The following is a 23,652-nucleotide window of genomic DNA, read 5'->3' on the forward strand; positions in this document are numbered from 1 at the left end:
AAATGTTCAGCTGCCCTTCCGTTCTTTCTCGGCCTTTTCTCCGTGATCTCCGTGGTTTCTCTTTATCCTTATGTGAGGATTTGGGAGCCGTTCTGATATTGATATAAGCCGCAAGGCATGGTACAATCGCCATTATTTTCTGAGCGAGACATCCGGGATACTCAATGGGTTTTATCAGCGATATTATCGATACGTTCCGCTTCCACGTGCTCAATGCGCGCGACAAGGAACTCGAGGAGCGGATGAAGCTCAAGGCCATGCGTGACCGCATACGGAAGAGCGGCCACGGCTTCATCGATTTCAAGATGAACGCCATCTCGGAGAAATTCGCGATATACATCTATCATATCTACCGGTACTCGGACCAGTTCATGAAGGCATTGCGCAACGACTTCCTTGAAAAGGGCGGCACGGTATACGCCAAGCAGATAATAGAAGCGATGCTTACACAGGAGCAGCAGGAACTCCTCGCATCGTTCTCCTACGAGAACATCATGAACGCCATCGTCAAGGGCGGCGATGTGAACGCCGTGTTCGACGGCGTCAAACAGCGCTTCAAGACGTTGCAGACGATGATCGACCGCGAGAAAACGGAAGCCATCAACGGCACGTTCAATACGCTGAAGCTCCTCGCCGAGCTCAGCAAATTCGACATGTACATGTTCTTAAAGACCTTCGACACCACGCTCCCGGAAGGCGATTATAACTATAAGCCGGTGTTCACCAGCAAGGACAACCGCTACCTCATCGATGATATCGTCAAGCTCGACTGCGCGGTCAATTCCATGCCGTCGGCCAAGGAACTGCCGCGATACATCCATGAATTCGAGTCCTATCGCGGGCTCCCGCCGATGGGTGAAAAGAACGCGAAGCATCTCTCCTCTTCGATAGACAGTCTCCGTGACACCAAGGCATTGACCGATATGATAGCCTATCTCTCCGGCGATCTCGCCTATACCCCGACCGCGGCGACCTCGACCGAGAACATCGTCTCCACGTACATCAACGATCTGGCGAAGGACATCAAGGCCACCGCCGACAAGATAATCACCGCCCTGAAATCGGACCGCATCAACAAAGTGCTCTCGAAGGCGTTCGCCGGCATCGAGCTCGCGAAACTCACCAATTACAACGAGGAAAAGAACAGCCTCCTCTCATCGTATCAGTGTCTGACATTCCGGTTCGTCGAGCCGCTCGTGTATCTCAAGACGTTCATCATCGAGCGTTATGAACAATACATCAAGGACGCCGTCAATCAGGTGCTCCTTGAGGCCGAATTCGTACGGAAAGAGCGGCAGACGCTCCTTTCCGACGCGTTCTATGCGCTGAACGGCACGCGCGAGGCGATACTCGCCGTCGACAGCACTTTGTCGGACAACGGCGAAGAAGGCAAGCGCTTGAAGACGCTCCTCCTCGGCATGAAGAAATCGAAGACGAACCAGGAAGTGATCAATGCGCTCGTCGGCAAGGTCGATGCGCATGTGAACGATGTCGTCAAGAAATCGGTGCGGCACGTCATGTCGATATCCGAGGTGATGACCTCCGTGCTCCGCGACATCAAGGCCAGCACGAAGAAAGAGATATTCAATCCGGCGAAATTCGTCGGTGCCGGATCGAAAGCGATAGACCGCCTCGATAAAACGATAGCCGACACCTCGGTGTTCCTCTCGCTCATGAATCATTTCATCAAATAGCCCGCGTCGGCAGTGATATCGTGAACACGGTGGTCGGGAACTCCTCGCCCCGGAAACTCGCGACCGTGAGCTCGCCACCGTGCGCCTCGATGATGCGTTTGGTTATCGCAAGCCCCAGCCCTACCCCGCCGCTCTTCGATGTATAGAACGGATCGAAGATACGCCCCTGCATCTCCGGCTCGATGAACGAATGCGTATTGGAGACCTCGAACACGACACAATCCGCCTTCGCCCCCGGCCCTATGCTGAAGCGTATCCGTGCGTTCTCGTTGGGGACGGCATCGATGGCATTGATGATGAGGTTCATGAGCGCATCGTTCATCTGCGAATAATCGCAGACCACCCTGCCGATGCGCCCGTCCAGCGACGGCGTGAACTGTATCTTCTTGCCGCTCTGTTTGATATGCTCCCGCGTGAGCGTGGTGATACCGTCAACAATAGCGGACGCGGCCGTCTCCTCGGTCTTGAGCGTCACCTTCCGCGCAAAAGCAAGGTTCTTCCGGAGATACAGCTCAAGTTTCGTCACCTCATCGTGTATGATCGAGGTATAGAGGCGTGCTTTCTCATTGGGTAATTCCATGCGCTTCAACCGCGACGCAAAACCGCCGATGGGCACGATGGAATTTCTGAGGTCGTGCGCGATGCTCGCCGACATCTCGCCGATGAGCGCAAGCCGCTGCGCCTCGGAGAGCCGTTCCTGCGTGGTCTTCAACTCGCGCTCGCGTTCGCCAAGGCGATTGTACAGGTACGCATACTCAAGGGCAATGCCCGTCTGATTGGCGAACATCTGCAGATAGCTCACATCCTCATCGCCGATGGGCTGCTTTGTCATCGGATTATCGACGACAAGGACGCCGAAAAGCTTATCCTGCATGATGACCGGGATGAGCGCATAGGGTCCCTCACCGAATATACCGCGGTACGGCGCATCGGCATCGCCGGCGAGCGATGGGTTCTTTATGTTCACCGGGCGGCGCTCATCGACGATCTTCTTGAACTGCGGTGCAATGCCGTTGAGGGGAATGGTGATATGCGATATCTTCATCGTCAATTCGATATTGTCGTGCATCTCGCGTTCCGACATGCTCATGAATATCTTTTCCACGAGCGACACATCGCCCTTGTTCGCGGTAATGGCGTTCCACACCTTGAACCCTTCCGCCTCGGCGAGCGGCGCCACGCCCATTTTTCCCACGAACGCATTCTTCGCGTCATCGAAGAGGAACAGGAGCGCACGGCTGAACCCCGACGTATTGCCGATGGTGGCGGAGATGAGCAGGATGAAAAGGATGTCCTCAAGCTTGGAATGACCGAGCAGCGCGCTCGTCACCTCATACAGTATGTACAGCTTGCGGTTATTGCGCTCATTGCGCTCGACGAAGCTCGCAAGGAGCGTATGCATGTTCTCACGATAGATGCGCCCGGCGAGCTGGGAGCCGACATTGCGGAAGAGATTTGCGTCGTCCTCGGTGAAATCCCCCATGGGATTGATCGCCGATGGTACGCGGTCCACGACGGTCAGAAGCCCGAGCACCATGCCGGATACGCGCAGGAGCATCACCAGCACCGAATGCCGCGACAGCGTATTATCCATGACGATCTGATGCCGGAACACATCGTTCGTGGAAAAGAAACCGCTCGCGCGGGATATCTCCTCTACGAACGGCGAAGTCATCGCGGCCTTCTGCGGGAGGAGCGCCCCCGAGATCCCGAAAAAAGACCGCAGGCTGAACTGTCCTTCCTTATCGATGATGTAGAGCGCGCTGCCGCCCGCCTGAAAGATACGTGCTATTTCCGGGGCGAATTCCCGTATCGTCTCGTCCATGTTCTCATTCGTAAGAAGGTGAAGGCCGAGCTCCTTCAAGAGCGATATCTGTATATTGCGGTACTTCGAATGGAAGGTCTGGAACATATCGTTCACATGCACCGCAAAATGGCCGAGGAGGCTTATGATGTCCTCGCGATTCTTATGGAATTCCGCAATGCCTTCATCATCGGTGCGTATGGTGAACACGCCGAAATTCTCGGAGAAAATACCCACCGGTATTATCGCCATATGCGTAAAGCCGCCGAAATCCGAGTACTGCGTATTGTTCACATTGGTGCCGACGATGATCTCTGAATTCTCGAGCACGCGCTTGTAGAGATCGTCCGCGATGAGATGCTCTATCTTGCAGACATAGTAACGGTCAAGCCCCGCGAGCCCGCGGAGTATGAGCTTCTCGCCGGAAACGAGATACACCTCGCAGCAGTCGAAATCGTAGTACTCCCGGAAGCGGTGCACGAAGCTGTCGACGACATTGTCTATCTCCTTGGTATAGCTTGCGTTCTTGAGCACCTCAAGGAGGTTGTTCTTGAAATCGGAGAATGTCTGTTCCATGGGCTAGAGGAGGAATATCCGCGCATCGCCGGGGGCGATGGTGATGCTTCCGCGAGGCACGGCTTTCAGCGCACCGTCAAGGGAGATATCCTTTCTGATGCTGAAGGCCGACACATCGACCGTCCGTTCCGTGTTCACATCGGTATTGAAAAAGATGAGCGCGGTGCTCTTCCCGTCACTGCTCTCTTTCGTGATGCCGAGCACACGATTCTTCTTGCCGTCGGCATCTGCAAGCGCTTTCATCCCGTTCGCATCATCTTTTTCAGGGGCATCGATGGGGAGCACGACGCGCACGTCGCCTTCGGTGCGGAATACATCGTGTGAGTTCTTGAACGCATTGATGCGGCGGATATGATCGGAGATATCGTATTGTATCTGCTCGGCGTCTTCCGGCATGCCGTGCACGACGTCGCAGCGGCGGCGATACCCCCATTCGAAACCGGAGGTTATCATCCATCCCGCGGACAGGAGCGCGGTCAGGAGCATGACAAGACGCACGTGGTTTATATTCCCGCCGTACTCGGTTATCGTGCGCATCGTATCATGGTTCTCGGGGAACGAGACCGACGGGGCGTGCACGCGGGACTCATTGTACTGCGTAAGGCACCAGTCGTCATGGAAATTCCACCAGCGGGCGGAACTGGCGATGTAGTCGAAACCCGCACCGGCAAGTGCGATGACATCCTTCATGGGGCAGCCGAGCGTTTCCGCGAAGAAGACCATCGGTCCTTTCTTCTTTGCATGCGTTATGAGCTCTTTCCACATATCGGCCGGTACTTTATACGCCGCATCGCAGCGGAAGCCGGTGAACCCGAGCTCGATATGAGCGGTGATGAGCTTCTTCCAGTAGCTGACAAGGCCCTTCCTGTCCTCCGTCGCTTCATTATCTATCTCGATGAGATCGCCCCAGCTCACCCACTTCCCGTCATCCCACGCACCCGGCGATACGAATTTTCCGTCCTTGTCTTTCTTATACCATGCAGGATGCTCTTTCGCGAGCGCGGAATCGGATGCGGTGTGATTTATCACGAGGTCCATCATGACGGAAATGCCCTGCTTGCCACAGGCGGCAATGAACGCGGAAAGCTCCTTTTCGGCGACCGTTCGCTCCGTCGATGTGAAGAACATCGGATTGTACGCATAATGGTCTTTGATGGCATAGAGGCTCCCGGAGAAACCGGGATAGGAGAGCGGGTTGAGGTATATCGTATCAAAACCCATGGCGCGTATGCGGGGTATATGCATATGCCAATTGGAGATATGCCCGAGAAGCCGCGGAAAGATATTGTAAATGCGTATCGCGGCCATGTATGCTCCTTCATTCTACAGGCCGTATTATACAAGGGGGTGAAAATTATGTAAACAGCACGCATCATCGAACAGAGGCCATGTCAAAAAACGAATAGCTTCCGCCGTAACACCGATGGCCGAAAAGCAGTCATACGGTACATATGCACCGTGCCTGCCGATCCAAAAATCATGCTGATCGCTTCCCGGCACAAAGGAAGCACCATACTGTTTCATGATGAAATAGGCAGCCCACAAGAGAGTGAGCGGTGCAGGTAGATTGGTTACGCGGATGCGGTGATGCGTCTCCCCGTTGATCTCGAGAGGAATACCAAGCCGTGCTGATTCCTTTGCCAGTAGCACTATGTCCTGCAGGAAAAAGTCACTTACCTCTTCCGCCCCATAGTCAGATATGCTTGCACGGGTTCTCATGCCGACAATAGCGGGCTCAATGGGGTTTTTCACGAGTCGCCTGTCAACGGCCGATCGGAACGGATGTGCGAGAAAAACCGGCTTTTCGGTACGCTTCGAAAATGCTGCGATCTGCGACAGCCGCTCAACGCGGCGTTCGGTATTCTCCTTCTTATCCGCCACCACTGCGGGTGGTTCGCAGATGAAATAATCGGATACCGCGTGTACCGCATCAGGAATATCGCTGAATCTGATGTCCGCTCCGATCTCCGGCGCAAAATATACCGCGAGTGATGGAAATTCGTTTTTCAGCGAACGAAGCTCAGCGGCATACGCGAGCAGGCCGTCAATGCTCCGCGGATATATAGTCTCCGCATTATCCTCGTTCCCCGGCAGATAGAGATCGTAATGATCGGTAACGCCGAGAATCTTTCTCCCGGTGCTGACCGCATGCGCAAGATGTTCACGCAGCGCCTTGTGTTGCCTCTCCTGGCCGGCATGATAGTGAAGATCTATCTCATGTATCTGCATCGCCATGTCCCTTGCTATGATTGCCGCACTTACAGGAGTACACGGTCACCCGGTTTGGACAATCGCGTCTCCCTGAATACTGCTTTCGCCGCTTTTAATGCATCACTGCGGAGCCGTTTCTCGCAGTGGGTAAGTATGAGTCGTCGAACGCGTGCATGTACGGCACACGTTGCAGCGTCGACAGCCCCGGAGTGTCCGACGTGAGGCCCCACGGCTGCGCCGCATGATGCTTCATGAATAAGCAAGTCGATCCCCGCAAGCTCTTCGCTAAGCGTCTCACTATATCCGGTATCTCCGGTATAGGCAATTGTCCTGCCCGTCCCCCGTGATGTGAATCGGTAGCAGAGACTTGGGACAGCATGTTCCGTGCGACAGGGCATGACCGTGTACTCCGGAATATCGACCGCTGTTCCGGGTGAAACACCGATAAGGTCGAATTGCATCGACCCCAGAACCCCCAAATCGATGTCCGCTTTAAGCAATATGCATATTCTCCGGTACACATCATCGATATCCTCTTTTGGGCCATAGATCCGTACCGGTGAGCGTTCTGCATACTTTTTTTTATTCATTGCGAAGTAGAAGATCAGATCGACAAGACCGAGATAATGATCCTGATGGAAATGAGTAATAAACACCGCTTCAATATCGAGCGGGGTTACGCCGAAACGGAGCATGTTGAGCGGGGCATACCATCCCGCGTCGATGAGATATTTCCTGTCGAGAAGAACACTTGCCGTGTCGTTCCCTGCTTCGGGCAGTACACTTGCCGTCCCCAGAAACAATATCTCCGAACGTATTTTTGATCCGCTGTTCCGCATTGGCATCAGAACGACCGCGGCCCGATATAGTAGAGTGCCGTATGGACTTCAGGCATTATCGGCTGCCAATTATCGATGATGACCATCCTCCCGCTCATTCTGCCGCATATTTTTTTACGCGCCAGGTCCCAGACGGTGCCGGATAGTTCCGCGGGAAGCGTTATTTCTATCCGTCCGATACTGGCCTTGTCCGAATAATCGGAAAGCAGCAGCACTGTCTCTCTACCATTCGCTATTGCATTTACCGAGACCGATGGAATGCTTCCTTTCACATTTTCAAGAGGTTTGCTGTCATAGATAAGTTCAGAGACCGGATTTACCGCCTCCATTGCTTTTGCATAGTAATAAAGGTCCGAACCCTCGAACTTTTCGAACAGGAACCAGTAAATACCCCTGAGCCCGGAGCCGTATGTCTCAAGCACATAATTGTACACCCACTCCGTCGGATACTCGATCGTCATGTCGAGCGTGTATCCTGCTGTAACCCACGGAATGATATCCCCGTCGGGAAGCATGGCGCGAAGCTCGCGCATTCTTTCACCGTAGAATTTCGCGTTCTGTGATTTATAATTCACCGGATGACAGAAATCAGCGGCTTTTTCACGGTAAAGCTTATCGAAATTGAACGTATCCTGATACACGAAACCGCCCGGCTCGGTGTGGTACGTCCCGAGTCGGGGATACGGATATTTCCCCGAATCCGCCGCCGCGTTCAGGGCAACCTTCACATGCCGCATGATATCGACCCCGAGATCGGTCATCGCCTCACCCGGTGCAACACCGCGGTTTTTGATGTATTCCGTGCATCGGCTGCACTGCTCGGTCTTGCCGGCGAAAGCACCTGCCTGATAGCACTCGATATCAAGGTTCACGATATCAGGGCGTATCTGAGCTGAAAGGTCGGCGACACGGCGGACTTCGTCCTGAAATAGCGCGCCGCGGTACACGGGACAGACATCGCGTTCGCTCTTCGGAGCTCCGTTCCTGTCAAGCGACCGTACTTCCGAAGGTGACTGTAAATGCATACCAAGGAACGGTGAATCGACAAGCATAATGCTGAATCCTCTTTCACGCATCTGGTTCAGAAGCGTGATGCGCTGTTCCAAATCGACCTTGTTATCGTACAAACCATGCGTTCCAATGCAGTTAAAACCAAGAGACTCATATGCCGAAGGAAAATCAGGCCAGGCGAGATATTGCCAGGCATTCATCCAGGCGATCGGTGCAATAAGTTTTTTCGGCATCCCCGGTGACGGGAACGCTTTCGTTACCAGCGCGATCTTTTCCCGATCCTGTCTGCCGCCATCCCAGCGTGCGCTGAAGTACATATCCCTCAACACGCCGTCCGCCAGTGATGACCGCAAATAGAACGGTCCGATGACAGTGCAGCCGTGGTGAATAACGACAGGCGTAACGGTGTACGGAGTGAACAGCTTCCCGTCAATTGAAACCGGCGTGTTTTTTACAGTAGCATATTCAGCACCGCCTCCGCGTATGGTGAGATTCGAGATCGATCCCGTCCAGATGAGTTCAACACCCTCTGGGAGAAGTATATCATAGGACGTCTTAGTCGCTTGTATGTCCTTCCCCGGAGCAAGAGAGACGAACCAGTTAGGCACGACGCAGTTATTCCCGACCATCCAGAAGTCACGGATCTTTACCAATGCAGTTCTTTCAGCCGAAGGCTTGACATCAAGCTGCCATTTTTTACGATCTGCTGCGACGCGTGCCGTTGCCGCAGTGCTGTACAACGGAGGAGAAAACCCGGTTACGATTCGGAACAATTTAAAGCTATGGAACCCTTTGTTGGGCTCGCCTTTCGCATACGTACCCCAGGTGCTGTAAGCCTGTTTTTTCTCACCTGTTTTACAGTCCCGGCACACATTGAAATGCCAATCCTCGGAACCGTGTGACTTGACCAGTATCTCAGAAAGAGGAATAGCTATCTCAGCGGTCCACCCGCTGCTGCCGATCTGTACCGCTGAACGCCAGTCGGCATTAAAGTCAACATTTTGCTGCATCCCATAGCGTGTAATAAGGGCATCATACTGAACATTGCCGGCACTGATCGCAAAGTGAAAATAATGGTCACCGCTCGCATCAGGGTCCAGAAAGATCTCAACGACATCGTCATCCCACATTTGTGTATTATCACGTTCACGCGGCCTCTTAAGGATCTTCTCCGGCGACTGATCGTTACATCGCATGGCAAGATAAAGGTTCGTTCCGTCGGTATTCACAGCGAATTCGGTTTGAGGGTCCGCGGGCTTGTCCTTGTAAAAATGTACGAACTGCGACTGGAACTGTGCATTCTGCCAGCATGCATCATCAATCGTACCGTCGATCGTAGGTACACCGGTACGCTGAACGGACGGGATATCGCTCACCCCTGCCGCACTGAGCTTTGTGAGAGAAACATTACGGATGCTGCCACCGAAACTCTCACCGAGGTTATTGAAATACCCCCCGATAAGCAGGGGGTACTGACTTTCCGCAAGACGGCATCCGGAAAGTTCGATATCCTTTACCTTAACATCGTCAATGAATAGCGTAAGAACAGCACCGTCATATCGTATCATGACCTTCTGCCAGCGATCCGCGGCAAGTTGCTTCTGCAGTTCGAACGCCGATTTGAATATCATATTTCCGTCGGAAAAATCGACATTCATCTTCCGAATGCGTCCGTCATAAAAAATCAAAAAACCTCCGGTCTTTGTGCTGGCGTGTTTCGATGTCAACATGTACCCGCTATCCGCCGGCTCGGCGACCCGGACCTCAAGACTGACCTCGAATGTCTTTCCGGAAAGAATCTTTCCCCCGGATTCTATCTTAACATGCGCCCCTCCCTTGCCTCCGGGAAAAAACAGCTCCGATCCGTCACGCCATGACATCTCCGTCCCTGCCTGCACAGAGAAGAAAACACCGTTCTTTTCCGATATCTTTTCGCGGAGCAATGTCCCCTCTCCCTCGTTGAGCGGCCAGAACGCGATCGCTCCTGCGTACATGTTGTGCACGAGGAAGGTCATGAGCATACCGAACACGGCGCATACCTGCGATCGCTTTATTCTTATCATGATTTAAATATCTCCTCGCGGTGAACCATTACTGGATCAACACATGCGACTCTATTTCATTGCGCTTGTGCACGATCATATCGATATCGTCCTTCAATCGTATGCATGCTTCTTCCAGATCACCTTCACTGGCATGGAATATAGCACGGAGAGCAGGTAAAGCGCAGTGTGCTATTTCGCGGTCGGTCCAGAGCGATATCACCGAACTGCATGCAACCTCCTTCTGAACGTCAGGCACACCCGGAAAAAATACATTTTTTCCTGTGACCGGCATCAGGATCCGTTCACGAAAAAGCAACGCACGTGCATATTCTCCTGAAAGTTCAGCGAGCAGTGCGGATGCATCCTCGAGGCGGCCTGCATACTTGGTAAGGCAATAGCATTCACCGGTCAGGATATTCGCTTTTCTGCGTCCTCGGGGCAGCGGCAGTATACCGTACCCGTCCGGAAGCTGTTCATCCGGGAAATTGAGAAGAAATGTGAGCGTGGAGAACACTATTGCAGCACGCCCGCTCATGAGACGTTCAAAACCAGTGCGCCAAGTGATGTTCGCATGGTCAATATCGGACATGGAACAGAGCTTCGCGTAGAACGAGAACGCCTGCATGGTCCGACTGTCATGCGGATCGAATAGCGAAGTTTCAGAAATTGATCCTTCATTCTGAAGAATCAATGGAAAAAGGTCGTAGAAATTTGGATCGGCAAAATAGCCGTATGCCCGTTCCGGCTCGTACAGCCGTTCAACGGCGGCGAGGAATTCATCCCATGTCCAGTCCGCCGACGGTATCGGTATCCCTTTCTCTTTGAACCGTTTCAGATCGCAGAAAAGATAGAACGGGGAATATTTTCTCGGCAGACCGAAACAGGTACCCTGCACACGGAACAGGTCGAGCACCTTCTGCGGATACACGTCCGGGCAATTCGTTTGAATGAACGTATCAAGCGGCATGAAATACGCTGCATTGCGCTTCGCATAGTCCATCGACAACTGAATGATATCCGTACTGCTGAGGTTCTCTACTGTATACGGCATCCGGTCAGGCCACGTAACAGTTACCCCATCGTTGTTCATCTGAAATCGTCGAATAATCTCTTCGTGGAATCTCCGGTCGGCAGGATAATGCCGTGCCAGAGACACTCTCACCGTCCGCGCTCGGATCATCTCGGTGCGTATGAACGATCCGATGCCGTGCTGCTTTACAAGCAGGTTCTTTCTAACGAGATGCTGCAGTGCCTTACGTACGGTCGTGATCGAAAGACCGTATTGCTTCATGAGCTTCAGTTCACTGGGCAGCCGGAATGTGCGCTCCCCTGACATATGTGCCTCAAGCAACAGCGCGTCGGCAAGTGTGATATATCTCGGTTTGTCCATTTTTTCCATTGAATTCATAAAGATGGCACTCAGTGCACTCTCTTAATATATAATAGTCAAATATCAAATAAAGTCAAATTTTAAGATACTGAGTACTAAATCACACACGACCCGATGCAAGAATATTCATACTATTTTCATGCATTCAAGTCATTTCCAGCGAAAGCTATGCGCTAAATCCTGGCTTTCCCATTGATACTCGCGGTCTGGTACCGATTTGTTAAATCGCCACAGCTTGACAAAACCCCCGTAGTATCGTTAAGTAGCATATGCCCGGCGAACGGGTGAAGGAGCGCGCATGCTTGCCAAGCGTGTCATACCCTGCCTTGACATCAGGAACGGACGCGTCGTAAAAGGCGTCAATTTCGTCAATATCCAGGACGCCGGCGACGCGGTGGAGAACGCCATATTCTACGACCGCGAATGCGCCGATGAGATAATATTCCTTGACATTACCGCCACCCATGAGAACAGAAAGACCGTGGACCTTGCCAGACGCGTGGCCGAATCGATATTCATCCCGTTCACCATCGGCGGCGGCATAAGCACGGTCGATGACATGCGCGGGCTTCTCGTGGCAGGTGCGGACAAGATATCGATAAACTCGGCTGCGGTGAAAAACCCGTCGCTTATCGATGAAGGCGCGCGCGCGTTCGGATCGCAATGCATCGTGGTAGCCTGCGACGCCAAGCGTAACGGCAACGGCGGATGGGAAGTCTATGTATCCGGCGGCCGCATACCGACCGGCATTGATGCGCTCCAATGGATAATCGAGGCGGAAAAGCGCGGCGCGGGCGAGATACTTCTCACGAGCATGGATGCCGACGGCACGAAGAACGGCTATGACAATGAGCTCAATTACGCCGTATCATCGAAGGTGAAAATACCGGTGATAGCCTCGGGCGGCGCCGGCACGGTAGAACACATGGTCGATGCCGTCAAGACAGGGAATGCCGATGCCGTCCTTGCAGCGAGCATTTTCCACTACCGCGAGTTATCGGTCCGCGATGTCAAGAACGCCCTTGCCGCCGCGGGCATACCGGTGCGGCTGACCGGGGGCTACTCGAACGCCTCTCTCAGTGAGAATGCCAGCGGCAACGGGTGACGTCCATCGATGAAAAAAGAAAAATACGATGTAACACTTTCCATCGTCACGTATAATCATGCGCGGACGATAAACGACATCCTTCGCAAGGCCGAAGCTGCGCTGAAAAAGGACCGCCTGCGTCATCGCATCATCGTCGTCGACAGCGCTTCTACCGACGGCACGGCGGACCTCATACGCAGGGAATTCCCCCGTATATTGGTCATCGTGAGCGCGAACAGGGGCTACGGCGCCGGGCAGAACATCGCCATGCGCCTGTCGATGAAGGATTCACGCTATCACGCGGCGATAAATCCCGATATTACATTCCCGCCGGGGACGATACGCGGGCTTTTTGAATATCTCGAGAAGAACACTGATGTATCGCTCGTTACACCGAAGATTGTGTACCCCGACGGACGGCTCCAGTATCTCTGCAAACTCCTCCCGACACCGCTCGATTTTTTCGTGCGCAGGCTCTTACCCCTGCCCATCCTGCTTTCATGGATAAACGAACGCTTCGAGATGCGTGCGTCCGGCTACCGCGCGATCATGCCCGTCCCGTTCATTTCCGGCTGCTTCATGATGATGCGCACGAGCGCCCTTCAACGGTCCGGACTTTTCGATGAGAACTACTTCCTCTTCTGCGAGGATATCGATCTCACGCGCAGACTTCACCAGTTCGGCACAACGATGTTCCATCCGTCACTCCGCGCAACGCATGACCATATGCGCAAGTCATTTCTCGATCTGAAGATGTTCTTCATTTACCTCCGATCAACGCTCTATTATTTCAATAAGTGGGGATGGTTCTTCGACAAGGAGCGAAAGAGAACGAATCGCGAGGCGATGGACTTTCTTAAAAAGATGAAAAACGGCACGGCACGATGATAAAGAGCGGAAGGACAGTACTGATCACCGGCGTGAACGGATATATCGGCTCCACATTGGCCGGGCAGCTGAAAAAGAAATATTCCGTCATCGGTATTGACAGACAGGAGAATGCGAACGCTGAACTTGCCGGCATCACGTATCACAAAGCGGATATTACCGATAGAAGCAGCATACCGACAGCCGTCGAGAAGGCATCCATTCTTATCCACTGCGCAGCGCTCGTGCACAACAGGTCGAAGGACCTCTCGCGTGAGAACTATTTTCGCGTGAACGTAACGGGTACGGAGAACATTCTCTCCTGCGTGAAGCGATCGTTACGCCGCATCATCTTCCTCAGCACGATATCCGTGTACGGCACGCAGAACGGAGCGCTCGACGAAGGCGCACCGCTCATCCCCGAAGAACCCTATGCCGAGAGTAAGATCGCCGCCGAGAACGCCATTCTCACCTTCTCGAAAAAGCATGCCGTACCGGCGACGATATTCCGTCTCGCACCGGTATACGGCGCGGATTTTCTGCTGAACCTTTCCAAACGCATCTATCTCCCCGGGAAACGCGCGTTCTACCGCATCGGCTCGGGCGAACAGCGCGTGTCGCTCTGCTCCGTGCACAACGCCGTCGATATCATCATCCGAGGCATCGAGGACAGGAAATTCAACGGCCGCACCTTCAATTGCGCCGATGCGAGTGCGTACTCCATCAACGATATTATCCGCGCTTTTCAGAAGCGATACCACACACGGAGAATGCCGATACTCACGATACCGCCCGCCCTGCCGCTTGCGTTGTTGCATATCTTCGGTATAGTTGTACCCGCCAAGGCGAAATTCTACCGGCGGCAGCTCATGAAGATAGCGGACGATGCGCTCTACGATACGGGCGCGCTCGCCAAAACACGCGCCGTGCGGCAATGGGATATCACGCGGACGCTCGCGAACACTCCGGGAAAGGACGGCTGACATGTACGCATTGATCAAGCGCATCATCGACATCACCCTTTCGCTCATCGCCCTTATCTGCGTATCACCGCTCTTCATCGTGATAGTCCCGATACTGCGCTTTACCGGCGAGGGCGAAATATTCTTCCTGCAGCCGCGCGTAGGCATGCATAAGAAAATATTCGGCCTCATGAAATTCGCCACCATGCTTAAGAACAGCCCCGCCTCCGGCACAGTCACGACGAAGGATGATCCTCGCGTGCTCCCCCTGGGGAAATTCCTCAGAAAAACGAAAATGAACGAGCTGCCGCAGATACTCAATGTATTCAAGGGCGACATGTCCCTTGTCGGCCCGCGCCCGCTCACCGAGGAAGTGTTCCGCTATTATCCGAAACACGCACAGAAGTGCATTGCATCCGTACGCCCCGGCGTCACGGGCCTGGGCTCGATATTCTTCCGCGATGAAGAAAGCATACTTGCCGCATCGAAAAAGAACACCATGAAATGCTACCGCGAGGACATACTGCCGCTCAAGGGCTCGCTCGAGGAATGGTATGCCGACAACCGAAGCATACGTACCGACATGAAGATAATCATCGCAACAGCCATAGTGATACTGTTCCCGCGCTCGAACATACCGCTCGCCTGGTTCGCGGTACGCGACCGCATCGAGGCATCTTCCCTGCGAAGCTATTTCATCCGTAATAAGGAACGCGCATGAACGATGCATTGCTGAAAAAGGTGCTCAGGCGAGACGGTTCGCTCTTTACAGCGGATATCGCGCGGCATCGCACCGAGATTTCCAATGCGGTAGAGAACGCTCGCGTGCTCGTTATCGGCGCGGCTGGCTCCATCGGCGCGAGCTTCGTCAGGCAGATACTCCCGTTCGCCCCGCGCGCGCTCCATCTCGTCGATATCAGCGAGAACAATCTCGTCGAAGTGGTCCGCGATGTGCGCTCATCATCGACACCCGTCCCCGATGATCTTAAGACATTCGCGGTAGCGATGGGGTCGGATGAATTCCATCATCTCCTTCGTTCCGAAAAGCCCTACGATTACACGGTCAATTTCTCGGCGCTCAAACATGTCCGTTCCGAGAAGGACCCATTCACGCTCATGCGTATGTACAACACGAACGTGCTCGCGGTGAAAAGGCTCCTCGATGCCGTGCCGAAAAGGAGCATGCGCAAACATTTCTCGGTATCGTCCGACAAAGCGGCGAACCCGGCAAGCGTCATGGGCGCCACTAAGGTGTTCATGGAGCGTCTTCTCCTTTCCTATGCGGACCGCATCCCGTTCTCGACCGCGCGTTTTGCCAATGTCGCGTTCTCCGACGGCAGCCTTCTTCACGGTTTTCTTGTGCGCCTCCGGAAAATGCAGCCCCTCTCGGCGCCGTTCGATGTAAAACGCTATTTCATTTCCGAGCAGGAAGCCGGTGAGCTGTGCCTCCTCTCCTGCTTTCTGGGGAAGAACCGCGAGATATTCTTCCCGAAATTGAGCGAGCATGATGACATGTACACCTTCTCGCAGATAGCGGCGGAAGTGCTTGCGTTTCACGGGTACACGCCGCTCGCGTGTTCTTCCGAGGTGGAGGCGCGCTCGCGCATGACAGAGCGCTCCCCTTCGGACAAGAGATGGCCCTGCTATTTCTTCGAAAGCGATACGATGGGCGAAAAGCCCTTTGAGGAATTTCACACCGCCGACGACATCATCGACATGGACCGGTTTACGAGTACCGGCATCATCGTACGTGCGGAGCACAGGGACGATGGTGTAAAAAAGGCAATGGACTCTTTCGAACGGATACGAAAGAAAAACTTATGGTCTCTTGACGAGATGATAACTGCGATAAGGATAGCCGTACCGGAACTATCACGCGAAGAGAAGCGTATGAACCTCGATCAGAAGATGTAGCTCGGCGAATCTACGCCTTGGTCTGCTGCTTTTCCGCGGTTATCTGGGCTTTTATCGCATTTGCCTCGAGTCGGCCTTCTTTGCATGCCCGCGAAATTTCCTGAAGTGCCTTGCGAACCTTCGTTGTTGCCGCCTTGATGCGTTTAACCTCAAGCCGTGTTACTTCTTCATCAAGCCCGGTAATGAGCATTTTGATCTTTTCAACTGCCTGCATGTCGTCACCCTCAAGTGAATTTTATCGTATTATACAGGAATCCCGTATTATGTCAACTAGAGCCCCCGCCGGACACTATGTCCAGACCACCGGCGCTGTACCACCGGAATGTTCATCAAGTGATTTTTTCCAATACTCCCGTTCCGCACGTTCAACACGCACGGTAGTGCTTCGTTTTATCCTCCGCATATAGACCGAATGATCGTTCGTGTCGAAATGGATGACTCGTCCTTCAAGCCCGCCGAGGTCCGACGCAACAAGGGGTATCCTTTCCGTCCGGAGGAATTCGATGATGAAGCGGCAGTTCACATCGCCGACCGCCATGAAGGAATCGCGTTTCCGTTCGGCGTCCTCCACCGTATCGAGCACCGCACCTCCGCCGAACGCCTTTGCACGAAGCCGCGAACGATCGGCCCCGCGTTTCATAAGGGCGTTGATGAGCAGTTCCATCGCATGCACACCGTAGCGGCCCGCTTCGGTCATGCATACGGGTGTCTCAAGGGCGTAGCGGTAATTCGCAAGAAGAAAATGGTTCATGCCCGCGACGCGCGCCGTCTCATCGTACAGACAGGCAGCGACGCAGGAGCCGAGCAAGGTCGCTATCTCAATGCTCCCATTCGTGACGTAATGTTCACCGGAGAAGAGCGTTACACGGTGCCGCATCGTCCCGTCATGCGATGGGATCACGTGTTCATGCATGCCTGCATCCATTCAGTGCGTATGCGCATACCGATACGCCCGGGCCGGGTATCGATATCATTCAGCAAGGAATTGATACTTGAGCCGTTTGTTCTCCACAGCATATTTGAACTCGTCGGGGAATTTCTTCAGCGCGCTCTTGATCGGCGTTATGCCCGCATCCGCGAGCGCACAGACGGTATTGCCCTCGATCCCGCGGATGATATCCTCCATGAGCGATATTTCATTGCCGACGGACGTTCCGAGCACGATACTTCCCAAGATCTTCGAGAGCCATGCGATGCCCTCGCGGCACGGCGTGCAGAAACCGCACGACTCGTGTTCATAGAATTTCAGCAATCGCCACACGGTCCGCACCATGCACGTCTCATGCGCGATGACGATGACAGCCCCGCTGCCGAGCATGCTCCCTTTCGACGATATCGATTCGTAATCGAGCGTCATATCCTCCACCTCGGAGGGCAGAAGCATGGGCGTCGATGAACCGCCGGGGATAATGCATTTCAATTCGCGGCCGCCGAGTATGCCGCCGCAATGCTCACTGATGAATTCCATGAACGGCGTACCGAGGGGTATCTCATAGACGCCGGGCTTGTTCACATGGCCGGATACGCAGAAAAGCTTTGTCCCCGGTGAGCGTTCAGTGCCCACCGAGCGGAACCATGTCGTACCGTAATTGATGATACCGCCGACATTGGCATAGGTCTCGACATTATTGACGACGGTCGGTTTTCCGTAAAAGCCCTTTATTGCCGGGAACGGCGGGCGAAGGAGCGGATGACCGCGCAACCCCGACAATGACGATATGAGCGCTGTTTCCTCACCGCAGATATACGCCCCGGCACCGCGATAGACGAACAGATCGAACGAAAAATTCGTTCCCTGAATGTTCTTTCCGAGATGACCGCCCTTGTACGCTTCGGCCACCGCAGATTCGAAGATCTTCCGCTCTCGTTCGAATTCGCCGCGTATATAGAAATATCCGCGGGATGCGTTCACCGCTTTTCCCGCGATCGCCATTCCTTCGATCACCGCATGCGGATTATGGGAGATGATCTCCCTGTCCTTGAACGTGCCCGGCTCCCCCTCGTCCGCATTGCAGAGGACGAAATGTTCCTGCCCGTCCGTAGGGATAAAACCCCATTTCTCACCGGTGGGGAAACCCGCGCCGCCGCGTCCGCGGAGCCCCGACTCTTTCACCGTGGTGATGATATCGGCGCTCGTCATCGCAAGCGCTTTGGCAAGCCCGCGATATCCGTCGGCACGGTTCTGATAGAACGCGAGCTTCTCGCTTCCCGGTTCGTTCCTGTATTTCAATATGCGTTCATGTTCCGCCATGGGTGTCCTACGTGAGCCTTGCAATTATTTCATCGACCGTATCCGTGGTAAGGTTCTCATGGTAATCATCGTTTATCTGCATGGCGGGAGCGCCGCCGCAGGCGCCGAGACACTCCACCTCGATGAGCGTATAGCGCAGGTCCGGTGTCGTTGCGCCGATCTTTACATTGAGCTTCTTCTCGAGATGCGTGAGTATCGCGTAGCTTCCGCGAAGTGAACAGGAGATGTTCGTGCACACCTGAACGAGATACTTCCCCACCGGCTGCTGGTTATACATCGTATAGAACGTAGCCACACCCCAGACACGTACCGCCGTTACCCCTACCGCGGCGGCTATCGCCTCAACCGCTTCCGGTGTGATATGGCCATCCGTACTGTTCGCATGATGGAGCGCTGCGAGCACTGCGGGCTGCTTGTCGGGGAATTTGCCCGCATATTCCCGTGCGATCGCTTCTATCGCTGCTGCATCAGCCATCGAGCTCTCCCACGATGACATTGAGCGAGCTCATGGCGACGACGACATCGGAAAGAAGGCGTCCCTTTATCAGTTCGCTGAATGATTGATAATACCAGAAACAGGGCCGGCGGACAGCTACGCGCCAGGGAAATTTCTCTCCGGTCGACACGATATAAAAACCCATCTCCCCATTGGCTATTTCATACGAAGACCAGTACTCGCCGACGGGCAATACTACACCTTCGGTCATTATCTTGAAATGATCGATAAGCGACCCCATATCGGTATAGACATCGGCTTTCGGGGGAAGCCCGACCTTGTGTTCCGTGGTCATGACCGGACCGACGGGGAGATCGTTTATTGCCTGTTCAACGATGCGAAGCGATTCCCATATTTCGGCACAGCGCATGAGGAAGCGGTCATACGCGTCGCCGTTGACGCCGACGGGGATATCGAACGAGAAGCGTTCATAGCCGAGATAGGGTTTCGCTTTCCGGATATCATAATCGACACCGCATGCCCTGAGATTCGGGCCGGTGTATCCATATTCCACGGCACGGTCCCTGTCTATCGGTGCTACACCGATGGTCCGCTCCATGAATATCCTGTTCTTCGCAAGCAATGTCTCGAATTCCTTCTGCGTCTTCCGATGGGATCTGATGAGCGCTTTGATATCGGCGATAAAACCGTCATAAGCATCGCATTGCAGGCCGCCGATGCGTCCGAACGATGTCGTAAGCCGCGCGCCGACGAATTTCTCAAGCACCTGCATGAACTTTTCCCGCTCGCGGTACACCCAAGTGAAACCGGTGAGCGCGCCTACGTCCACGCCCATGACGCCGAGGAAAACGAAGTGGTCGGAAACGCGCGACATCTCATTTATGATGATGCGGAGATATTTCGCCCGTTCGGGTATCTCGATGCCGAGCGCCTTCTCGACCGCACAAAGCCAGGCGATATTGTTCATCGGTGACGAGACGTAGTTCATCCGATCGGTGCAGGTGAGGAATTGATTATAGGTGTATTTTTCCGCGAGTTTCTCGAACGATCGGTGCACATAGCCGATGATCTGTTCGCTCTTGACGACGCGTTCACCGTCCAGTTCGAGGATATTATGCATGACGCCGTGCGTCGCCGGATGCGACGGACCGAGGTTTATCTTTACATGCCCGGGGGCTGGTCTTTCTTTATTGATGACGTTTTGCATAGGGCGAAGCCGATTATATTCGATGGGCCTGTTTTGTCAACGACATGGGGAAAACAGTGTGTGACTTTCCATTGTAGTAACGCAGCGAAATAATTGCATGAGGCTGGAATCAGCAGCCAGACACGAATTACACTAATTTCCACGAATTATTCGTGGGTATCCGTGCAATTCGTGTCTATCCCTCTTAATTTGGCGTCAATCGATCAGAGCATTTCACCATCAAAAAAAACACTCGCGGGAAAACGAATATATTCCGGCGTCTTTGCGGTCGTATCATTTTTGGCCGCGCATCGCCTCGGTTATGACAGCCGCATTCCTTTGCATCACGGCTTCGTAATAGCCGGGGGAAGCGTTCTTTCCGCTCGCAACAGGATCGAGTATCAGTATCCGTGCATTCGCTTCTGCGGCAACGGCCCGTGCCACCGCGTCGGGATATTGCACTTCGGCGAATATGGTTCGGACGCCGTGCCGCCTGGCAAGCGCTGCTATCCCCATGATATGCTTCGCGGACGGGGATGTTCCCGGATCGAGCTCGACGACACCGACGACGGAAAGTCCGAGATCACGCGCGAAATAGGCGAATGCATCGTGGAATGTAATGATGTCGCGTGACGGCAGCGCGGCGAACGACGATCTCATCTCGGCGGCAAGCAGATCGAGCCGTTTCGCATACCTGTCGGCATTGGCGTAAAGGAGTGCGGCTTTCTCCGGATAGAGCACCGCAAGTGAGCGTCCCATCGCCCTCACCTGCCCCGCCGCAATACGCGGCGATACCCAGGTATGCGGATTATAGCCGCCCGCATGCCCTTCATGCGCATCGCCGTCATCACGGAGAAGCGTTACGTCTTTCGAAACATCGATGATGCGAAGCAGCGGATTGACGGCCTTCATCTTTTCCGGTGTGATGAAACTTTCCATTGTCCCGTTGATGATAACGGCTTTTGCAGTGGATAATCGCTCGACATCGCCGGGGGTAAGCGCATAATCATGCGGACAACCTAGTTCCGGCGGCAGGAGCAGCAAGGGCAATATATCGGTCCCTGCAGTAACGTTCAGCGCGAATATCTGCATGGGAAAGAACGATGTCAGGATATCGGCATGCGCGTTCCTTTTCATGTCGCAGGAACAGCATATGATGGCGAACGCAGCCGCAGCGATCTTTTTCACCATGCTGCCCTCCCTATGAGTGCTGATCATACCGTACGCCGCTGCGTGCGCATGATGAGCGCAGCCGCATACGCTATCGCAAAGATCATCGATAATATGATGATTATCGCCGGCCCGGTCGCGATATCCAGATAATAGGAAACGATAAGACCTGCTATCGATGCGGTCATCGATGCCATCATCCCGAACCAAACGGTAGAAACGATATTCCGTGCGATGAGCCGCGCTGCGGTCACCGGTATGATAAGGAGCGAGGTGATGAGCAGCATGCCGATAACTTTTATGCAGAGGGCGACCACCACCGCGGTGAGGAGCGAAAAGACCAGTTTGCTTATGGCGACGTTCGGATATCGTTTGACCGCGATATGCTCATTGAGCGAAAGGAGCGTGAGCCGATTGAACGTTGCCGTGATGAATGCGACGCAGACGGCACAGGCGACAGCGAGCATGAGAATGTCCGTCCCGGAAACGGTCAATATATCGCCGAAGAGATATTTCGTGAGATCACGCATGAATGTCTTGCGATAGCTCGCAACGGCAAGCCCGACAGCGATGCCGGCGCTCATGATGACGCTTATCACGCTGTCCGGCGCCAGGGGTGATGTCCGTTCTATCCGGATTATCATGAACGCAACGAGCACGGCGAATATCGCCGTCGCAATGACAGGGTCGACCATGAAAATGAAGCCGAGGGCTATGCCGGTGAACGCCGAATGCGATATCGCGTCGGCGAAGAACGCCATGCGGAACGCGGTAAGATGGACGCCGATAAGCGCGGTCATGGGTGAGACGAGTATGATCGCGAGGAACGCGTTCTTCATGAAGAGCGGCTTTATCCAGGTGAACGGAAGCATGCCGGCAATGCCGTACCAGATGTTCATGAGCGTGTCCATCAGTGCTCCTTGTGCTCATGGCGATGCGGATACAGCGCCGGCGTATTGAACAGGAGCCCGATCGACTCGGGATTCAGTGCATGCTCCGGTGTCCCTTCGCAGACAATGCCGTGATTGAGGCAGAGCACATGGTCGGAGCAGCGGCGCACGGTGGCGATATCATGCGATATCATGATTATCGTCATGCCGAAACGACGGTGTACGTTCGTGATCACCTCTTCGAACAGTTTCTCCCCGGCCATGTCGACACCCGCCACCGGCTCATCGAGGATGAGGATGTCGGGCTTTTGCGCAAGGCTTGCCGCGAGCATGATGCGTTCCAGCTCCCCGCCGGAGAGCGAGCGTATCTTCCTGTTCGCCTTTGTCGGGTCGAAACCGACGAGGGACAGATGTTCATCGACAACCGCTTTCAGTGTGCGTTCATATCCATAGAATACCGGTCTGGTTTGCAGGAGCACGGCAAAAAGATCGGAAACGGTCACCGTCGCATCGACGGGGAGATCGAGATTCTGCGGTGCATAGGCGAATCGTATCCTTTTTCGTTCTGTGTAGAAGGAGATCCGGCCTGTATACACGGTAAGCCCGAGTATCGCGAGGATAAGCGTCGTCTTACCCGCACCGTTGGGGCCGATGATGGAGGTTATCTTTCCCTTCGGCACTGTCGCCGAAAGTCCGGAGAACACTGTGACATCACGATAGCGTACCGTGCAGTTCTCTATCGTTATGGCATTCACAGCATGCTCCGATGGTTCGGTGCGCTTCTCATGCGTCACCGGTATTGCATGCAGCGCAAAGTCCGGAAAGCGAAAGTGCATGTGTGCGTACGGCGCATCCGCTCTCACGCTCGAACTTCGACAGCGAGTCCGAAACACTGCATCCGTCATAGGGGATGAATCGATGGCATGATGTGCAGTGAAAAAAATGCAGATGCGGCTCGCGGAGGGGGTAATAATATCGTACGATGCCTTCTTCAGAACAGTCGACGACGAATTCGGTTATGCGCCTCGTTTGCGCAAGGAAATACAGCGCACGGTATACGGTGGCAAGATCGACGTTCTTCAATGCGCGATGGACCAGCTCGGCGGTGATCGGTGCCCGTGATCGCTCCACGACCCGTAGAATGCTCTCGCGATGCGCGGTGAGCGGATTTTTTGCGGATGTTCTCATGTCTTCTATTATGCGAATGGTTTGCAGATAAAAGTATACGATTACGCCGGCATTTGTCAAGTGATTTTACCCACTGCCGACAATGTATCCATGATGCGCCGAATTACTGC

The 23,652-nt window shown here is 54.0% G+C and carries 21 protein-coding genes; 6 read left to right on the forward strand and 15 right to left on the reverse strand.

Annotated features, from left to right (window positions below):
* The first annotated feature begins 164 nt into the window (after nucleotides 1-164).
* Complete coding sequence (locus AABZ39_09815) at nucleotides 165-1,694, forward strand: DUF5312 family protein (GenBank protein MEK6795063.1); 1,530 nt, start codon at nucleotides 165-167, stop codon at nucleotides 1,692-1,694.
* On the opposite strand, the gene AABZ39_09820 is transcribed toward AABZ39_09815, so the two are convergent.
* The 6 genes from AABZ39_09820 to AABZ39_09845 are packed head-to-tail and all read right to left on the reverse strand — an operon-like array spanning nucleotide 1,687 to nucleotide 11,570.
* On the reverse strand, nucleotides 1,687-4,074 hold the full coding sequence (locus AABZ39_09820; protein ID MEK6795064.1) for an ATP-binding protein: 2,388 nt from the start codon (nucleotides 4,072-4,074) through the stop codon (nucleotides 1,687-1,689). The genes AABZ39_09815 and AABZ39_09820 overlap by 8 nt on opposite strands.
* A 3-nt stretch (nucleotides 4,075-4,077) precedes the next feature.
* Complete coding sequence (locus AABZ39_09825) at nucleotides 4,078-5,382, reverse strand: alpha-amylase family glycosyl hydrolase (GenBank protein MEK6795065.1); 1,305 nt, start codon at nucleotides 5,380-5,382, stop codon at nucleotides 4,078-4,080.
* A gap of 27 nt (nucleotides 5,383-5,409) precedes the next feature.
* On the reverse strand, nucleotides 5,410-6,309 hold the full coding sequence (locus AABZ39_09830) for a hypothetical protein (protein ID MEK6795066.1): 900 nt from the start codon (nucleotides 6,307-6,309) through the stop codon (nucleotides 5,410-5,412).
* A gap of 23 nt (nucleotides 6,310-6,332) precedes the next feature.
* The gene (locus AABZ39_09835) at nucleotides 6,333-7,130 is read right to left on the reverse strand and encodes an MBL fold metallo-hydrolase (GenBank protein ID MEK6795067.1); all 798 of its coding nucleotides are present in this window, start codon (nucleotides 7,128-7,130) and stop codon (nucleotides 6,333-6,335) included.
* Nucleotides 7,130-10,198: a sugar-binding protein gene (locus AABZ39_09840; GenBank protein MEK6795068.1), complete on the reverse strand. Its 3,069-nt coding sequence runs from the start codon at nucleotides 10,196-10,198 to the stop codon at nucleotides 7,130-7,132. The genes AABZ39_09835 and AABZ39_09840 overlap by 1 nt, the downstream gene beginning before the upstream one ends.
* A 28-nt stretch (nucleotides 10,199-10,226) precedes the next feature.
* Nucleotides 10,227-11,570, reverse strand: coding sequence for an extracellular solute-binding protein (locus AABZ39_09845; GenBank protein MEK6795069.1), 1,344 nt, complete (start codon nucleotides 11,568-11,570; stop codon nucleotides 10,227-10,229).
* A 298-nt stretch (nucleotides 11,571-11,868) separates the two neighbouring features.
* Between AABZ39_09845 and hisF the strand changes: the two genes are divergently transcribed.
* Genes hisF through AABZ39_09870 form a run of 5 tightly spaced genes read left to right on the forward strand, consistent with a single transcriptional unit; the run spans nucleotide 11,869 to nucleotide 16,400 of the window.
* The gene (gene hisF / locus AABZ39_09850; protein ID MEK6795070.1) at nucleotides 11,869-12,675 is read left to right on the forward strand and encodes an imidazole glycerol phosphate synthase subunit HisF; all 807 of its coding nucleotides are present in this window, start codon (nucleotides 11,869-11,871) and stop codon (nucleotides 12,673-12,675) included.
* Nucleotides 12,676-12,684: 9 nt separating this feature from the next.
* Nucleotides 12,685-13,545 (forward strand): glycosyltransferase family 2 protein, encoded by an 861-nt coding sequence (locus AABZ39_09855; GenBank protein MEK6795071.1) that lies wholly within the window; start codon nucleotides 12,685-12,687, stop codon nucleotides 13,543-13,545.
* Nucleotides 13,542-14,507: an NAD(P)-dependent oxidoreductase gene (locus AABZ39_09860; GenBank protein ID MEK6795072.1), complete on the forward strand. Its 966-nt coding sequence runs from the start codon at nucleotides 13,542-13,544 to the stop codon at nucleotides 14,505-14,507. Before AABZ39_09855 ends, AABZ39_09860 begins: the two co-directional genes overlap by 4 nt.
* A 1-nt stretch (nucleotide 14,508) precedes the next feature.
* The gene (locus AABZ39_09865; protein MEK6795073.1) at nucleotides 14,509-15,207 is read left to right on the forward strand and encodes a sugar transferase; all 699 of its coding nucleotides are present in this window, start codon (nucleotides 14,509-14,511) and stop codon (nucleotides 15,205-15,207) included.
* Nucleotides 15,204-16,400 (forward strand): polysaccharide biosynthesis protein, encoded by a 1,197-nt coding sequence (locus AABZ39_09870; GenBank protein MEK6795074.1) that lies wholly within the window; start codon nucleotides 15,204-15,206, stop codon nucleotides 16,398-16,400. The genes AABZ39_09865 and AABZ39_09870 overlap by 4 nt, the downstream gene beginning before the upstream one ends.
* A gap of 10 nt (nucleotides 16,401-16,410) precedes the next feature.
* On the opposite strand, the gene AABZ39_09875 is transcribed toward AABZ39_09870, so the two are convergent.
* From AABZ39_09875 to AABZ39_09915, 9 genes are all read right to left on the reverse strand, one after another.
* Nucleotides 16,411-16,614: a hypothetical protein gene (locus AABZ39_09875; protein MEK6795075.1), complete on the reverse strand. Its 204-nt coding sequence runs from the start codon at nucleotides 16,612-16,614 to the stop codon at nucleotides 16,411-16,413.
* Between the two features lie 75 nt (nucleotides 16,615-16,689).
* A complete protein-coding gene (locus AABZ39_09880) occupies nucleotides 16,690-17,313 on the reverse strand; it encodes a chemotaxis protein CheD (GenBank protein MEK6795076.1) in 624 nt (207 codons plus the stop codon).
* Between the two features lie 57 nt (nucleotides 17,314-17,370).
* Nucleotides 17,371-18,651 carry an NADH-quinone oxidoreductase subunit NuoF gene (gene nuoF, locus AABZ39_09885; GenBank protein MEK6795077.1) on the reverse strand — a complete coding sequence of 427 codons (1,281 nt, stop codon included), beginning with the start codon at nucleotides 18,649-18,651 and terminating at the stop codon, nucleotides 17,371-17,373.
* Nucleotides 18,652-18,658: 7 nt separating this feature from the next.
* Nucleotides 18,659-19,126 (reverse strand): NADH-quinone oxidoreductase subunit NuoE, encoded by a 468-nt coding sequence (gene nuoE, locus AABZ39_09890; protein MEK6795078.1) that lies wholly within the window; start codon nucleotides 19,124-19,126, stop codon nucleotides 18,659-18,661.
* On the reverse strand, nucleotides 19,119-20,315 hold the full coding sequence (locus AABZ39_09895) for an NADH-quinone oxidoreductase subunit D (protein MEK6795079.1): 1,197 nt from the start codon (nucleotides 20,313-20,315) through the stop codon (nucleotides 19,119-19,121). The genes nuoE and AABZ39_09895 overlap by 8 nt, the downstream gene beginning before the upstream one ends.
* 273 nt (nucleotides 20,316-20,588) lie before the next feature.
* Nucleotides 20,589-21,485 carry a metal ABC transporter substrate-binding protein gene (locus AABZ39_09900; protein ID MEK6795080.1) on the reverse strand — a complete coding sequence of 299 codons (897 nt, stop codon included), beginning with the start codon at nucleotides 21,483-21,485 and terminating at the stop codon, nucleotides 20,589-20,591.
* Between the two features lie 23 nt (nucleotides 21,486-21,508).
* Nucleotides 21,509-22,375 carry a metal ABC transporter permease gene (locus tag AABZ39_09905; protein ID MEK6795081.1) on the reverse strand — a complete coding sequence of 289 codons (867 nt, stop codon included), beginning with the start codon at nucleotides 22,373-22,375 and terminating at the stop codon, nucleotides 21,509-21,511.
* Nucleotides 22,375-23,109, reverse strand: a complete 735-nt coding sequence (locus AABZ39_09910) for a metal ABC transporter ATP-binding protein (GenBank protein MEK6795082.1) — start codon at nucleotides 23,107-23,109, stop codon at nucleotides 22,375-22,377. Before AABZ39_09910 ends, AABZ39_09905 begins: the two co-directional genes overlap by 1 nt.
* 28 nt (nucleotides 23,110-23,137) lie before the next feature.
* Complete coding sequence (locus tag AABZ39_09915; protein ID MEK6795083.1) at nucleotides 23,138-23,542, reverse strand: transcriptional repressor; 405 nt, start codon at nucleotides 23,540-23,542, stop codon at nucleotides 23,138-23,140.
* Nucleotides 23,543-23,652: the final 110 nt, after the last annotated feature.

The organism is Spirochaetota bacterium (assembly GCA_038043445.1).
GTDB lineage: Bacteria > Spirochaetota > Brachyspiria > Brachyspirales > JACRPF01 > JBBTBY01.